General features: G+C 44.8%; 15 protein-coding genes and 1 tRNA gene. 15 read left to right on the forward strand and 1 reads right to left on the reverse strand.

The features are described 5' to 3' along the window. Positions 1 to 205 precede the first annotated feature (205 nt). The 10 genes from rnpA (at position 206) to ACL9RM_RS00105 (ending at position 10219) form a co-directional block, all read left to right on the forward strand. Positions 206 to 556, forward strand: coding sequence for a ribonuclease P protein component (gene rnpA / locus ACL9RM_RS00060; protein WP_013312817.1), 351 nt, complete (start codon positions 206 to 208; stop codon positions 554 to 556). A gap of 71 nt (positions 557 to 627) precedes the next feature. Continuing rightward, positions 628 to 1494, forward strand: coding sequence for a YidC/Oxa1 family membrane protein insertase (locus ACL9RM_RS00065; RefSeq protein WP_029518972.1), 867 nt, complete (start codon positions 628 to 630; stop codon positions 1492 to 1494). After that, entirely contained in the window at positions 1491 to 2252 is a 762-nt protein-coding gene (gene jag / locus ACL9RM_RS00070; protein ID WP_250267095.1) for an RNA-binding cell elongation regulator Jag/EloR, read from the forward strand. Before ACL9RM_RS00065 ends, jag begins: the two co-directional genes overlap by 4 nt. A 128-nt stretch (positions 2253 to 2380) precedes the next feature. Next, complete coding sequence (gene mnmE, locus ACL9RM_RS00075) at positions 2381 to 3757, forward strand: tRNA uridine-5-carboxymethylaminomethyl(34) synthesis GTPase MnmE (protein WP_250267093.1); 1377 nt, start codon at positions 2381 to 2383, stop codon at positions 3755 to 3757. Positions 3758 to 3854: 97 nt separating this feature from the next. After that, positions 3855 to 5744 (forward strand): tRNA uridine-5-carboxymethylaminomethyl(34) synthesis enzyme MnmG, encoded by a 1890-nt coding sequence (gene mnmG, locus ACL9RM_RS00080; RefSeq protein WP_103049706.1) that lies wholly within the window; start codon positions 3855 to 3857, stop codon positions 5742 to 5744. Beyond that, positions 5744 to 6466 carry a 16S rRNA (guanine(527)-N(7))-methyltransferase RsmG gene (rsmG, locus tag ACL9RM_RS00085; protein WP_250267092.1) on the forward strand — a complete coding sequence of 241 codons (723 nt, stop codon included), beginning with the start codon at positions 5744 to 5746 and terminating at the stop codon, positions 6464 to 6466. The genes mnmG and rsmG overlap by 1 nt, the downstream gene beginning before the upstream one ends. A 431-nt stretch (positions 6467 to 6897) precedes the next feature. Further along, positions 6898 to 7716 carry a nucleoid occlusion protein gene (gene noc, locus ACL9RM_RS00090; RefSeq protein ID WP_013312811.1) on the forward strand — a complete coding sequence of 273 codons (819 nt, stop codon included), beginning with the start codon at positions 6898 to 6900 and terminating at the stop codon, positions 7714 to 7716. A gap of 186 nt (positions 7717 to 7902) precedes the next feature. Next, positions 7903 to 8664: a ParA family protein gene (locus ACL9RM_RS00095; RefSeq protein WP_013312810.1), complete on the forward strand. Its 762-nt coding sequence runs from the start codon at positions 7903 to 7905 to the stop codon at positions 8662 to 8664. Beyond that, positions 8657 to 9499: a ParB/RepB/Spo0J family partition protein gene (locus ACL9RM_RS00100; protein ID WP_039272130.1), complete on the forward strand. Its 843-nt coding sequence runs from the start codon at positions 8657 to 8659 to the stop codon at positions 9497 to 9499. Before ACL9RM_RS00095 ends, ACL9RM_RS00100 begins: the two co-directional genes overlap by 8 nt. Positions 9500 to 9697: 198 nt before the next feature. Next, entirely contained in the window at positions 9698 to 10219 is a 522-nt protein-coding gene (locus ACL9RM_RS00105; protein WP_061830444.1) for a DUF4446 family protein, read from the forward strand. Here the strand turns inward: ACL9RM_RS00105 and yyaC are convergent. Further along, complete coding sequence (gene yyaC / locus ACL9RM_RS00110) at positions 10173 to 10778, reverse strand: spore protease YyaC (RefSeq protein WP_051717975.1); 606 nt, start codon at positions 10776 to 10778, stop codon at positions 10173 to 10175. The two genes, ACL9RM_RS00105 and yyaC, sit on opposite strands and share 47 nt — an antisense overlap. Positions 10779 to 11028: 250 nt before the next feature. Between yyaC and ACL9RM_RS00115 the strand changes: the two genes are divergently transcribed. From ACL9RM_RS00115 to ACL9RM_RS00135, 5 genes are all read left to right on the forward strand, one after another. Then, positions 11029 to 11979, forward strand: coding sequence for a mechanosensitive ion channel family protein (locus tag ACL9RM_RS00115; protein ID WP_235306825.1), 951 nt, complete (start codon positions 11029 to 11031; stop codon positions 11977 to 11979). After that, positions 11969 to 12193, forward strand: a complete 225-nt coding sequence (locus tag ACL9RM_RS00120) for a DUF951 domain-containing protein (protein ID WP_025723137.1) — start codon at positions 11969 to 11971, stop codon at positions 12191 to 12193. Before ACL9RM_RS00115 ends, ACL9RM_RS00120 begins: the two co-directional genes overlap by 11 nt. A gap of 77 nt (positions 12194 to 12270) precedes the next feature. Next, positions 12271 to 12361, forward strand: a tRNA-Ser gene (locus tag ACL9RM_RS00125). A gap of 300 nt (positions 12362 to 12661) precedes the next feature. After that, a complete protein-coding gene (locus tag ACL9RM_RS00130) occupies positions 12662 to 13399 on the forward strand; it encodes a tyrosine-type recombinase/integrase (RefSeq protein ID WP_250267091.1) in 738 nt (245 codons plus the stop codon). 219 nt (positions 13400 to 13618) lie between these two features. Then, entirely contained in the window at positions 13619 to 13750 is a 132-nt protein-coding gene (locus tag ACL9RM_RS00135) for a putative holin-like toxin (protein WP_414125917.1), read from the forward strand. The last annotated feature ends 315 nt before the right edge of the window (positions 13751 to 14065 follow it).

The raw sequence follows: 14065 nt of genomic DNA on the forward strand, positions 1-14065 counted from the left end.
CGGATCCCTTCTTCTATTGTTGTAAAAATGTAGTGAAAGAAGAGGGAGAAGTCCAGCATCCTGTCCTATATTAGATGAAGCTTTTGAAAACGGATATAAAATAAGCGAGATTACCATGTTGGAATGTTGTCCATACTTCTTACTATATAAAAGGTAAAGGTAAGCTTACCGACATGTGTAAAAGAGATGAGCAAGGAGAAGCGCCGTGCAAAAAAAATTGCGTCTACGAAACCGGGCGGACTTTGGGCGCGTATACCGCCATGGCAAATCTTTTGCCAACCATCAGTTTGTGGTGTACTGGTTCCGCCGCAGAGAGGTAGAGCAGTTCCGCGTCGGAATTTCGGCCAGCAAGAAGATCGGCAATGCAGTAGTTCGCAACCGGATGCGTAGAATCGTTAAGGAAATTGTGCGCCATCATGAACATGAATTGGTGGAGCAGATTGACCTGATTTTTATCGTTCGTAAAGGTGCGGTTACAATGTCGTATCAAGAGCTGGAGAAAAGCGTGCTGCACGTTCTACGCAAAGCCTCGCTGCTCAAGTCTTCACGCCGATAGTCAGTATCTTTGTCCTACAGGATATGGTATGATTTACGTTGGAATGGATTGGTTAAGAAAGGGGTTATGAAGTGTCGCGTTTGAAGACTCAACGGGGAAAATGGTTCCTCCTGATTGCCTTATTGGCACTTGTTGCTGTGCTGTCCGGATGTGCCCAGACGGCCCACAATTCTTACACGACGGCAGACTTGGCCAATGGATCAGTTTGGCAAAGATATGTCGTTTACTGGTTTTCGTATGCGCTAGATACATTTGCCCAATGGTTCTCTGGAGAGTATGGCCTAGCCGTACTGGTTCTGGTGATTATCGTGCGAACCATTATTTTGCCGCTTACACTCAAGCAAGTACGTAGTTCCAAAGCTATGCAGGCCATTCAGCCGCAATTAAAAGAAATCCAAGCGAAATACAAGGATACGCCTGAAAAGGTCCAGCAAGAGACGATGAAGTTGTTCCAGGAAAACAAGGTCAACCCGATGGCGGGCTGTCTTCCTTTGGTAGTACAGATGCCCATTTTCATCGCGCTTTATAATGCCATTTATTATAACTCGGCATTGCGGGATCATGACTTCTTGTGGCTCCAGTTAGGTAAACCGGATCACTTGTTTATCCTGCCGATTTTGGCAGCGATTACGACATTTGTCCAAACTTGGATGATGATGAAAATGAATCCGACGCCGCAGCAGGGACCGATGCAATTTTTGCTGTACGTCTATCCGGTGCTGATTCTGTTCATGTCGTACAACTTCCCATCCGCTTTGCCGTTGTACTGGTTCTACAGTAATATTTACACGATCATTCAAAACTATTTCCTTTATCGGAATAAGGATAAAGAAGCAGCACTGGCGAATGTGAAAACAGCCAGTCTTGCGAAAACTGGTTCCTCCAATAGTAAGAAAAAAGGTGGTAAAAACACGAAGGGGGCTAAAAAGTCGAGATGACCAAAGTCGTGACATCAGGAAAAACCGTTGAAGATGCTGTAAGACAAGGACTCTCCCAGCTGGGAGTAAGCCGTGAACGGGTAACCGTAAGCGTGTTGGAACAGCCGTCAAAAGGATTCCTGGGGTGGCTCGGGGTCAAGAAGGCGAAGGTGGAGCTTACGCTGCTCTCTGAGCCGTCTCCTGAAACCACACACGCGGCTGAACTTCATGTATCGGCTCAAGCACCTTCTAGCGTAGGACAGGCTTTATCAAAAGAAACTGGGCCTGTTGCACAGGAAGCACAGATGAACATGGAAGCACCCTCGGGACATATAGATGCTTATGAAGAGGCGGTGCGTTTCATCCGTGAAACAGCAGCAGGAATGGGACTGGACGTTAAAGTCGATGTCCGCCACCGCAAGGATGAAAGTACACTGGATATCTCCGGTCCGTCGCTCGGTATGTTGATCGGCCGCAGAGGACAGACGTTGGAGGCATTGCAGTACCTGACGAATATCGTTGCCAACCGTCATTCTGACAAGTTCATCCGAATTGTGCTGGATGCCGAGCAATTTCGTGCACGTCGGCAAAAAACGCTGGAGGATTTGGCAGATCGGTTGGCGAACCAGGCTATTCGTTATGGCAAGGAAGTGGTACTGGAGCCAATGCCGTCACAGGAGCGGAAGCTGATTCATGCCAAGCTCCAACAGCATGCGCTGGTTAGAACATACAGCAAGGGGGACGAGCCCAATCGGCGCGTCATCATTGCTAAAAAATAATCCGACGCAATGGCTCTCTGCAAGATGCAGAAGCCATTGCTTTTTTTCTTATATTTCTCGCTGAAACGGCTGCCGTCCTTGATGAAGGACGGCAATGTCGTTTCTACTTGATAGGAGGTAGAAACTTTATGCTGAGTGATACTATAGCTGCCATTGCAACGGCTGTCGGCGAGGGCGGCATTGCAGTTGTACGAGTCAGCGGTCCAGAAGCGGTCACAGAAGTGGAGGCTTTGTTCCGTAGTAAAACACCTCTAAGCAAGGCTCCAACTCACACAGTACATTATGGACATATTATAGATCCTCAAAGCCAGGAAAAGGTGGAGGAAGTTTTAGTTACAGTGATGCGGGCGCCACGTTCTTTTACGACAGAAGATGTCGTAGAAATCAGCACTCATGGCGGGGTCGTAGCCGTCAAACGGGTGATGGATTTACTATTGCTGCAAAATATACGCCTGGCTGAGCCAGGTGAATTTACGAAACGTGCTTTTCTGAATGGTCGTATTGATCTGAGTCAGGCGGAGGGTGTCATTGACTTAATCCGCTCCAAATCAGATAAAGCTTTTTCGGTGGCTTTGAAGCAGGTAGATGGACAACTATCCCAGAATATTCGTCGTCTGCGTCATGTCTTGGTGGAGACACTTGCTCATATTGAAGTGAACATTGATTATCCTGAGCATGATGTTGAATCTTTTACATCTGAATTAATCAAGGATAAAAGCAGTCAGGTCATGTCGGAAATTGATCGGCTGCTGCATACGGCGGAGCAGGGAAAGATTTTACGCGAAGGGCTGACTACAGCGATTGTTGGAAGGCCAAATGTGGGCAAATCGTCACTGCTGAACACATTGGCTCAGGGCGAGCGGGCCATTGTGACCGATATTCCGGGCACAACTCGTGACGTTATTGAGGAATATGTGACGATTAATAGTATTCCGCTCAAGCTGCTGGACACAGCTGGGATTCGTGAAACGATGGATGTAGTGGAACGGATCGGAGTAGAACGTTCGAGAACGGCGGTTAGTGAAGCGGATCTGCTGCTCATCGTTATTAACGCCAACGAACCACTGCATGAGGATGAAATGGCATTAATGGAACAAATCCGCGGTAGACAAGCGATTGTCATTATGAATAAAATGGACTTACCGGCCCAAGTAGACCGGGATTTGTTGCTGCGTTATGTTCCCGAAGAGCTTATCGTACCGATGTCTGTGAAGGAAAATGAGGGAGCGGACCGACTGGAGCAGGCGATATCCAAGTTATTCTTTAGTGGCAAGCTGGAATCAGCGGATATGACATATGTCAGCAACGTACGGCATATTGCTTTGTTGAAGAAGGCGCGCCAATCGCTGGTAGATGCCTATGAAGCCGCTGATCAATTTGTTCCGATCGACATGATCCAGATTGATGTAAGACTGGCATGGGAGCATTTGGGTGAGATTGTAGGCGATACTGCGCATGATGCGTTGATAGATCAAATATTTTCACAATTTTGTCTGGGCAAATAGAACATTCAAGTATGGCTGGTATAAGCCTGCTATCGTTATAGATATACAAGAGCATATTCGGTGTGAAGACCGGAATGTATAAGGAGGTAAGAAAGGTATGGGTTACCAAGGAGGCGACTATGACGTAATTGTCGTAGGCGCGGGCCATGCGGGCGTAGAATCAGCCTTGGCAGCAGCACGGATGGGCTGTCGCACGTTGATGATCACAATTAACCTGGATATGGTCGCGTTCATGCCCTGCAACCCGTCTATTGGCGGTCCTGCAAAAGGGCATGTGGTGCGAGAAATTGATGCACTGGGCGGCGAAATGGGTCGGAATATTGATAAGACATTTATCCAAATGAGAATGTTAAATACCGGTAAAGGTCCGGCGGTTCATGCATTGCGTGCACAAGCAGACAAGTTTTCTTATCAGCATGCGATGAAGGAAACGATGGAAAAGGAACCGAATCTAACCTTACGCCAAGGTATGGTGGAAGAGCTGATTATGGAAGACGGCCATTGCGTAGGTGTAATTACGAAGACGGGCACAGAGTATCGAAGTAAAGCAGTTGTCCTAACCACAGGCACTTATCTGCGCGGAAAAATCATTATGGGCGAGCTGATGTATGAGAGTGGTCCGAACAATCAACAGCCTTCGTTGAGATTGTCTGAGCATTTGAGAGAACTGGGTTTTGATCTGGTTCGATTTAAGACAGGAACGCCACCACGTGTACACAAGGACACGATTGATTTTAGCAAAACGGAAATACAACCGGGTGATGATCAACCGAAGTTCTTTTCCTATGAAACGAAGTCTTCGGATAATGAACAGCTTCCTTGCTGGCTGACATATACTTCAGTAGAAACGCATCAGATTATTAATGATAACTTGCACCGTGCACCCATGTTCTCTGGTCTGATTGAAGGAACGGGACCACGTTATTGCCCATCTATTGAAGATAAAGTGGTACGTTTCAGTGATAAGCCTAAGCACCAAATCTTTTTGGAGCCTGAAGGTAAAAACACATCTGAATACTATGTTCAAGGCTTGTCGACCAGCTTACCAGAGGATGTGCAATTAGCTGTGCTGCGTTCGATTCCGGGGATGGAAAAGGTAGAGATGATGCGCAATGGCTATGCTATTGAATATGATGCAATGGTACCTACGCAGTTATGGCCTACTTTGGAAACGAAGAAAGTTCCTGGCTTGTTCACAGCAGGTCAGATTAACGGTACCTCTGGTTATGAAGAAGCTGCGGGCCAAGGAATTATGGCAGGGATTAATGCAGCTCGTAAGGTGCAGGGCAAAGAGCCCGTCGTATTGGACCGTTCGCAAGGCTACATTGGGGTTCTGATCGATGATTTGGTGACGAAGGGGACGAATGAGCCTTATCGTCTGCTGACGTCGCGTGCAGAATACCGTCTGTTATTGCGTCATGATAACGCGGACCTGCGATTGACTCCGATCGGGCATGATATTGGCCTAATTACGGATGAACGATACGAGCGCTTTTTGGATAAAAAGCAAAAGGTAGAGCAAGAGATTGAACGTCTGCGCTTGGCGAAGGTTCGTCCGGTTGATATAAATGAGATGCTGGAGCAAGGCGGATCTGCACCTATACAGGATGGCAGTAATTTGTTAACGGTGCTACGTCGACCAGAGATCAGTTATGCGCAAGTAGCACAAATCTCACCTTCACCTATAGCTCTTACTGAGGAAGAACAGGAGCAGGTGGAAATCCAGATTAAGTATGCGGGCTACATTGAAAAGCAATTGATGCATGTGGAGCGTCTGCAAAAGATGGAGAAGAAGAAGCTCCCAGAGGATATTGTATACAATGAAGTTCAAGGACTGGCCATTGAAGCCAAGCAGAAGCTTGAAAAGATCCGTCCGATGTCGATTGGCCAAGCATCCCGTATTTCGGGTGTAACTCCTGCCGATATTTCCATTTTGCTGGTTTATCTGGAGCATTATAACCGCGTAACGGCAGCAAGGGGATCATAATGGACGCGATACAACAGCAATTTAAGCAGCGGCTGGCAGAGCATAGTATTGTGATTAATGATAGTCAGTTAGAGCAGTTTGAAACATATTACCGTGTGCTGGTTGAGTGGAATGAAAAAATGAACCTGACGGGTATTACTGAGCGCGATGCAGTGTACACCAAGCATTTTTATGATTCTCTTTCCCTGGCCTTTTATGTTCCGTTAAATGATGTGGGAAGCTTGGCTGATATTGGATCAGGTGCAGGTTTTCCAGGCATTCCTTTGAAAATATGCTTTCCGCAGATTCAGTTGACTATTGTAGATTCGTTGAACAAACGTATACAATTCTTGACCCATGTAGTAGAGCAGCTGGGTTTGGAAAATGTTGAACTGATTCACAGCAGGGCAGAGGAATTGGGGCGTAAACCAGGATACCGCGATAGCTATGATCTAGTGACAGCCAGAGCGGTTGCTCGTCTCGCCGTATTGAATGAATTTTGTTTGCCGTTTGTCCGTGAAGGGGGACACTTTGCCGCGATGAAGGGTAGTGATCCTACGGAGGAAATCAAGGAAGCTTCCTACAGCTTGAAGGAGCTAAAGGGAAAAATCAAACATGTTCAGGCTTTCCAGCTACCTGTTGAAGATGCAGCCAGACATATGATTATTATTGAGAAAAGAGCGGCTACACCACGGAAATATCCACGTAAGCCGGGTACTCCTTTGAAGACGCCGTTAGTGTAATTGTTTGAAAGAAAGTGAATGTTTCACGTGAAACATTCACTTTTTTTATGGCTGAAAGACTCTTTACATAAAAGACACTTTGCTAACATGCGTTCTTGTTTACATGGGGGAAGAAGATGGATAGATAGTTGTCAAAGAGGATGTATAATTTATTATCTGATCCTTCCGAAAAGCTGATAGAGACGATAGGATTATGGCTGGAAAAGTGATAGAATAGAGATAATCGTTTTAATGTAAGTTGACTGCTCCCGTACCCATGAATTCAGATATACATATAGGGCAGTGGGACAACAAATGTCAGGGGTGTACGTGGAGTGTACCCGCTTACGGCGCTGTTTCATATAAAAGGGTCTACGATCCGCGTAAGGAACTGTTTTTCACGAAGCGCTGTTAGTATGGTGCTATTATGAAATTAGGTGGTATTATACGGAATGAAAGAACAATTTTCCAAGCTATTTGGTTTGACGGAGCGATCTACTGGGGACGAAATAAAACAAATTCCAGTTCGGGATATTGTCAGCAGTCCTTATCAGCCCCGTACCATATTTGACGACGAGAAGATTGATGAGCTATGCCAGACCATTAAGACGCATGGTGTAATTCAACCGATTGTCGTTCGTTTCCGTAATGGACAATATGAGATTATAGCAGGGGAACGTCGTTGGAGAGCTGTCACCAAGCTGGGTATGGAAACTATTCCAGCCATTGTTCGTGAGTTTAATGATTCACAAGCTGCATCCATCGCGTTGATTGAAAATCTTCAACGGGAAGGGTTAACTGCGATTGAAGAGGCTGTAGCTTACCAAAAGCTGATTGATCTACATCAGCTCACCCAGGAAAGCCTCGCTCAACGACTTGGCAAAAGCCAATCCACTATTGCTAACAAGATACGGTTGCTTCATCTGCCGGAGAGAGTGAAAGAGGCTCTAATGGAACGGAAGGTGTCCGAGCGTCATGCTCGTGCATTATTGTCATTAGAGACTGAAGAACTACAGTACAAGGTTTTAGATGAAGTCATTGCCAAGGAACTCAATGTGAAGCAGACAGAGGCACGAGTTGCCTTTTATAAACAAGTATCCACCAATAAGAAATCGAAGCGGATTTCCTTTACCAAGGATGTCCGGCTTGCGCTGAATACGATTCGTCAATCCATTGATATGGTGTCTGGCTCAGGCTTGGATATCAAGACCAAGGAATCTGATCATGAGGATCACTATGAGATTGTCATTCAAATTCCCAAACGTAAGTAAGGGATGAAGCGTACAGGCGGCAGCAATTGCCGCTTTTTCTGTCTAACGCCGAATAAAACCGCAGCATACTCAATTCTATTCTGAAATTGCCGTTATCCGTAAGTTAAGGACTAAGTAACGTCTCCATAGAGCGCTTTGTAGTTATGGAGTGTAGCAGGATTCCGATTAAATTATGAGGTGAATGAAGTGTCAAAAATAATAGCCGTAGCCAATCAAAAGGGCGGAGTAGGCAAAACAACTACTTCCGTTAATTTGGGCGCCGGACTTGCTTCCCTCGGCAAAAGGGTATTGCTCGTGGATATCGACCCGCAAGGTAATACAACCAGCGGTGTGGGTATCAATAAGGCGGACGTGGCAAATTGCATTTATGATGTACTCATTAACGAGGTTGATCCTAGCGAAGCTATTATGAGTACACAGGTTGAGGGATTGGATATTATTCCGGCAACCATTCAGTTAGCAGGCGCGGAAATTGAACTGGTGCCGACCATTTCTCGCGAATTGAGATTAAAAAGATCGCTTCAACTCGTTAAGCATAATTATGATTATATATTAATTGATTGCCCGCCATCGCTGGGTATTTTGACGCTTAATTCATTGACGGCTTCCGATTCAGTCATTATTCCAATCCAGTGTGAATATTACGCATTAGAAGGATTAAGTCAATTGTTGAATACCGTGCGATTAGTGCAAAAACATCTGAACACCTCACTGCAAATTGAAGGTGTGTTGTTAACCATGTTTGATGCCCGCACGAACTTGGGTATTCAGGTGATTGAAGAAGTGAAAAAGTATTTTCAAAGCAAGGTTTATCAGACGATTATTCCACGCAATGTGAGACTCAGCGAAGCACCATCACATGGCCAGTCCATTATTACGTATGATCCCCGTTCCCGTGGGGCAGAGGTATATATTGAGTTGGCAAAGGAAGTGGTATCTTATGAGTAAACGGTTGGGAAAAGGACTTGATGCACTCATTCCCTCCCTTATGGTCAATGAAGAAGATAAGGTTGTTGACATTCCGCTCAGCCAGTTGCGTGCAAACCCGTACCAGCCTCGAAAAACGTTTGATGAAGAGTCCATTAAGGAATTAGCCGAATCCATACGTCAACACGGTGTTATCCAACCTATTATTGCACGTAGTGTATTGCGAGGATACGAAATCATAGCCGGGGAAAGACGTTTTCGGGCGTCTCAATTTTGTGGGAATCCGACTATACCTGTAGTTGTTCGCAATTTTACGGATCAGCAGGTGATGGAAATTGCCCTGATTGAGAATTTGCAGCGTGAGAATTTGAATGCTATGGAAGTAGCAGTAGCTTATCAGGGATTGATGGATCAATTTTCTTTAACTCAGGAAGAGTTGTCCATGAAAGTGGGAAAATCACGTTCTCATATTGCCAATTTCCTTCGTTTGCTCGCATTGCCTGAAGAAGTTAAAGATCATGTTTCACGTGGAACATTGTCTATGGGACACGCTAGGGCTATTGTTGGGCTCAAAGATCCAGACATGGTGAAACAGTTAGCACAGCAATGTATTGAACAGCAGTGGAGTGTTCGCGAACTGGAGGAAGCTGTACAGCAGTTGGATCATAAACCTGGTGAGGCGAAAGCCAAAGCAAAGGTGCGAAAAAAGGACCCCTATATTGACCATATGGAAGAGTCCCTGCGTGAACGCTTTAAAACAACTGTGAAGATCAAGCACAATAAGGATAAAGGCAAAATTGAATTGAATTATTACAGCCAGCAGGATTTGGAAAGATTACTGGAGCTATTACAGTAGTTTGTTGAAATATGGACATGTCTCCTTGTGCAAAATGGAAAGTGAGATATGTCTTTGTTTTGTCTGGAATTGCAGGAATTAGAATGGTTTTGATGGATAAACTAATAGCCTTGTGTTATTTGTTTCGCTGTTCTCAAACGTATAAAATATAAGTATGCAGGTACATGATTTTTGAGGTAGAGGAGTAGAAGCAAGCATATGGCTGAATTGAATGGACTAATCATGGAACAGCTTGCCGGAATCGTTGCAGGGATCGTGCTTATTTTGCTCATCCTGTTGATTGTTATTATCGTGCAGGGTGCAAAGCTGAAGAAGATGCGGCGAAAGTATGAAACCATGATGGCAGGCAGCGGTGTCGAGAATTTGGAAACGCTGCTGATTGATTTGAAGGTACAGATGGATTCGATTGAGGATGAGCAGGAAACCCATCGTGCAAGTATGAAATCACTACGCAGCAAACTGACTGGCTTGAAGGGACATATAGGCATTAAACGCTATAATGCCTTTGGTGAGAGAGGAAGTGATTTAAGCTTCTCTCTGGCTATTGTAGACGACAATCAGGATGGTATGGTATTAACCGGCATTTATAACCGAGATGGTTCATATGTGTATGCCAAGCCTCTAGAAGCGGGACAATCCACCTATTCCTTATCACCTGAAGAAAAAGAAGCCGTTACTCTTGCGCAGCAAGCAGGACAGAACGGTAATGCCACTCCTTAATCGCGGAGTATAGGCTACCAGCAATGATATCTGATAATTTCATTACCAAATTTAGTCTCGTATTTTGTAGCACGAAGTATTCCATGAAGCCGCCGACGTTAACGATACCAGTCAAATGGATATCGCCGACCGGCGGTAATTCTTTATTTACGCCTGCTCCCGGCTTGAGAGGGCCTTCTGAAACCTGAATGCATCCAACACTGGAGGTTTGTCCAAGACATGCATCTATACCAATGATATAAGGCTGTTCATACCGGTCTTGTATGCCGTTCAGCGTCGTTTGCAGGTTCATGGCATGTACAGGCTCCTCTAATGTACCGTATAGGTTAAACAGAGGGCTTTTGTAGCGTGCTAAATGCGTACCTACGAGCGGACCCAGGCAATCTCCAGTAGAACGGTCAGTGCCGATGCAAATAATGACGATATTTTGCAGACTCGGCGCCTGGTGCAGATGGAACAGCAGACGATGGATGATGGCTGATTGGATCCCGGGATCTGTGTGTGATATTTTTAAGCTTAGGGGTTCTTGCCCCGGAATGAAGTCAGATGGATGAGTCATGGAATCTTCCTTTCGCTCTGTAATGGAGTGTGCGGGTTACGCTCGCTGTACCTTGGAGAATAACATTTAGCCTGCGGGTAACATTTATGCTCAAGATAGTAGCTAGTATATGGATAAACTTGTGTTTTTATACTCGAAGGAAGTAGATTATTCATAGCCATATGTTTGAAGTCAGTAGATAAGCTTATATAGTAGGAATAGAATTCGGGAAGCAGGAAGAGTAGTTCCCTTGTTTAAGGAGGAGTACAGCATGACCTTAATACATTGGTTGGCCGGTAATGTAGGTACGGATGACGTAGTGAAAGATGCGATTCAATGGAAGGATGCTGTATGGAAATGGCTCACTGATAGTACGATGTGGTCGACCCTTTTGTTTGTGATTTTGAAAATAGCGATTATTTTTATCATCACACGTATCTTTATTCGAGTTATTAATAAAATTATAGATAAGTCGATGCAACAAAAGGGAGATAACGGCAGGTTCCGATTGAATACAAGACGGTTAACGACTGTTGGGGAACTGTTGAAAAATGTAACCAATATTGTATTTAATTTCATTTTGATTATGCTGGTGCTATCGCAAATGGGTATTAATCTCGGCCCTCTGATTGCTGGAGCTGGAGTGCTTGGATTGGCTGTTGGTTTTGGGGCACAGAGTTTGGTTAAGGATGTAATTACCGGATTCTTTATTATTTTTGAAGATCAATTTGCCGTAGGAGATGTCATTCAGACAGGTACTTTCAAGGGTACAGTGGAAATGATCGGGCTGCGTACAACCAGACTGGTGAGCTGGAAGGGTGAGGTGTACATTTTACCAAACGGCTCAATTACAACGGTAACGAACTTCTCTATGTCCAACGCGTTAGCGGTAGTGGATGTGCCAATGAAGGCCGAGCGTAGCCTAGAGGAAGCAGTTGGTTTGGTAAAACAAGCAATCCAAGGTATTGAAGAGTCCAATGTACAGATACTTAATATACCGGATGTGTTAGGGGTTCAGTCCATGACTACCTCAGAGTATATTGTGCGTGTTGTGGCAGAATGTATGCCGAATACAGGGGCCGTGGTAGAGCGTGATATTCAGAATAACATCAAGAAGGCCCTAGAGGATGAGGAACATCGTCAGGCAGCCTTGGAGACAGCGATAACCCTAGAAAAAGAAGATGAACAAGGAAGAAAAGGGGGAGAGAAGGGTGGAGCGTAAGTCATTTGAACTAGGGGACATTGTACAGATGAAGAAGCCTCATCCGTGTGGAACAAATGAAATGGAAATTATCCGCATGGGGATGGATATTCGAATCAAATGTGTCGGTTGCCAGCATAGTGTGCTGATTCCGCGTGCCAAGTTCGAAAAGAATATGAAGAAAGTGCTGCGATCAAAGGCTAATGCCGACGAGCAAAACACAGAAGCAAATTGAGCCAAGAAAGATGAATGGCGATGAACCAGAATCAGCTTGCGTCACAGTTGCAATGATGATATAATTATCCTTGCTGCGGAAAGGTACCCAAGAGGTCTAAGGGGGCTGACTCGAAATCAGTTAGGCGTCGCAAGGCGTGCGTGGGTTCGACTCCCACTCTTTCCGCCACTATAATAAATCGCGCTGTATCAACGTTTACAGTACGATATGTGGATCGAAAGCTATACGATTTTTACACGAAATTGAGCTATATGATTCCGATATACCTAAATGATTCCGTTAACCTCTTACGCTAACCATGCGTAGGAGGTTTTTTAGTATGGATAAGAGAACCGGAAGAAAGACGATTACTCAACGCGACCCAGTCGTAGTAAAATGGACGCCCTCGTACTCGCTGGGGGATGCGCTTGATTTCGTTGTTAAAGTAATAACTTAAAGGAACGGACGATCAAGGGTTACATACAGAACATGGGCTATTTCAACGAATGGGTCGCAGAGAGGTACGGAGATATTTCGATTGACGGCGTGACGGTGGCGATGCTGCGCGAATACGTCTTGTGGTGCGCTAATGATAAGGAATACTACGCGGGCCATCCATTTAAGGCGGACTACGATAAAGAGCGTAAGGGGCTTTCTCCGGCGTCTATGAACGTGCGTATACGTGTGCTAAAGACGTTCTTTAATGTGTTATACGATGAGGACATTATTAACCGTAATCCGGTCGCAAACTTGTCTCTAATGCGCCAAGACGTCAATACAGTTATGCCGTTAACAGAAGACGAGCTGCGACGCTTTATGAAGGCTCCCGATCAAAGACAATGGGCGCAATGGCGTGACTATATAATAATGACACTGATATTGGATTGCGGAATGCGTCTCGGGGAAGGGTGCGCGTTAGAAAAGTCCGAGGTTGACTACGTGAGGAAACAAATCGTGCTGCCGGCGGTAAAGAATAAGAACGGTAAATCGCGTATTTTACCGTTATCCACAACTACAATTCGGCTACTAAAACAGTTGTCCACAGAGACAGCGGAGCATTTTGACACGCCATACTTATTCACAACCAATTACGGACATCAACTAAGTGAAAAGACGATTCAGAAATCGTTCGATAAATACGCGGAGAAGGCAAAGCTCGGTCGATCCATGTCACCGCATGTGTTGAGGCATAATTTTGCTACTATGGCGGCTGAGAATGGAATGTAGATATTTCATCTACAGAAGTTAATGGGACACGCAGATATTGTAACAACGCGGAAGTATGTATAGATTGGCGAGGGAAGTTTAGCGGATGAGCATCGGAAATATTCTCTGTTATCAAGACTGCGGAAATAAAATGAAATTTATAGTAGAGTGATACTAGGGTTTAGCGGAAGTATGTTGTATAATTGTATAAGCAAGACGCACGGCATGGAGGAATTGCGAATGAGTGTTTTCGAGTCTGTGTCGTTAATGATTAATTTTGGAATGTTTGTTTTGACACTGTTAGCCGTCGTCATCTCTATATTTACATTTAAGCAAAAACGCGAAGAAAATAGAGTACAAAAAAGAAAATAGCCTATCTCTTGGCGGGGACTAGGCTACTTCTACAGATAATTTTATAAACGGGAGCCGTGCGTCTTGCCACTACGGCTTCTTTCTTTTGTCAATTATATTTTACAGCTAATTGCTTAATGACACAACAGCAATTCATTATATTTAATTATTTTGGTATGTTGAAATCCATCTAACAACGTATATTAGTTTGTATGATTGAGTCTGGATTAATAACGGCGTACATTGCAAATGGAATGATCAATCGTAGCCTTCGTCGGCCTTGCGTATCAAGTTCTCGAAAAGTACGGAGTCGCACCGGATTTCGGAACGTGGCAA

This window comes from Paenibacillus sp. S29 (genome assembly GCF_049319765.1).
GTDB lineage: Bacteria > Bacillota > Bacilli > Paenibacillales > Paenibacillaceae > Paenibacillus > Paenibacillus polymyxa_B.